Annotated in this window: 1 protein-coding gene and 1 pseudogene; one reads left to right on the top strand and one right to left on the bottom strand. The window is 71.2% G+C overall.

Translation table 11 applies throughout. The annotated features are described in order from the left end of the window. A pseudogene (locus ACIRS4_RS38440) lies at positions 1 to 158 on the bottom strand (AraC family transcriptional regulator); the annotation flags it as partial. Between the two features lie 69 nt (positions 159 to 227). Here ACIRS4_RS38440 and ACIRS4_RS38435 point away from each other — a divergent pair. Then, on the top strand, positions 228 to 1,110 hold an 883-nt coding region (locus ACIRS4_RS38435; protein WP_404204949.1), incomplete at its 3' end, for an NADP-dependent oxidoreductase.

Below are 1,110 nucleotides of genomic sequence, written 5' to 3'. Positions count from 1 at the left end.
CTGCTGCGCACCGGTCGCCCGTCGAGCGAGCAGGTGATCACCCGGTACCGCCCGTCCGCGGTCCCGAACACCCGGTTCGGGATGCCGAGCTCGAACGGATACACCCCGTCGAGCGCCAGCACCACCACGGTATGCGGCCGAGCAACCTCCGACTCCATGGCACGATCCTATCGAATAATGGCGATCATGCCATTTACTGGATCGGCTCCTTTCGGCATGCTGAGGGCATGAGCGACAAGGGCTACACCCTCCCCACCACCATGACGGCCATCGGACAGGACGTGCTCGGCGGTCCCGAGGTCCTGCACGAGGTGAAAGTGCCGGTGCCGCAGCCCGGTCCGAGCGAGCTGCTGGTCCGGGTTCGCGCCACCGCGTTGAACCCGACCGACTGGGCGCACCGCGCCCGCGCGGGCCTGTTCCTGCCCGCACCCCCGTACGTGCTGGGCTGGGACGTCTCGGGCGAGGTCGTCGCCACCGGCGTCGGCGTCACCCTGTTCGAGCCCGGTGACGAAGTGTTCGGCATGCTGCCGTACCCGCACGGGCACGGCGCCGCGGCCGAATTCGTCACCGCACCGGCCCGCGCCTTCGCCCGCAAGCCCGCCAATCTGGGGCACCCGGAGGCCGCCGCGATCCCGCTGGCCGCCCTGACCGCCTACCAAGCCCTGGTCGACACCGCGAACGTCGTGGCCGGGCAGCGGGTCCTGATCCACGCCGCCGCCGGGGGCGTGGGCCACTTCGCCGTACAGATCGCCAAGGCCCGCGGCGCGTACGTGATCGGCACCGCCGGCTCCGCCAATCACGATTTCCTGCGGAGCATCGGCGCGGACGAGGTACTCGACTACCGCACCACCGATTTCGCCGAGACGCTGCGTGATATCGACATGGTTCTCGACCCCATCGACGCCGACCACGCGCTGCGCTCACTGCGGACGCTGCGCCCCGGCGGCCTCCTGGTCACGCTGCGCGCCTTGGGCGCCGACCACGTGAAGGCCGCGGCCGAGGAGCTCGGCGTCCGGGCCGCGGTCATGCTCGTCGAGGCCGATCACACGGGCATGGACGCGCTGCGCGAGCTCGCCGAGACCGGTGCGTTGCGGCCCACCCTCGCGGGAG

Origin of the sequence: Streptomyces sp. NPDC101166 (genome assembly GCF_044768125.1) — a bacterium.
Classification (GTDB): domain Bacteria; phylum Actinomycetota; class Actinomycetes; order Streptomycetales; family Streptomycetaceae; genus Streptomyces.
Note: the sequence above shows the minus strand (reverse complement) of the source record. Positions and strands in the feature narration are given on the sequence as shown.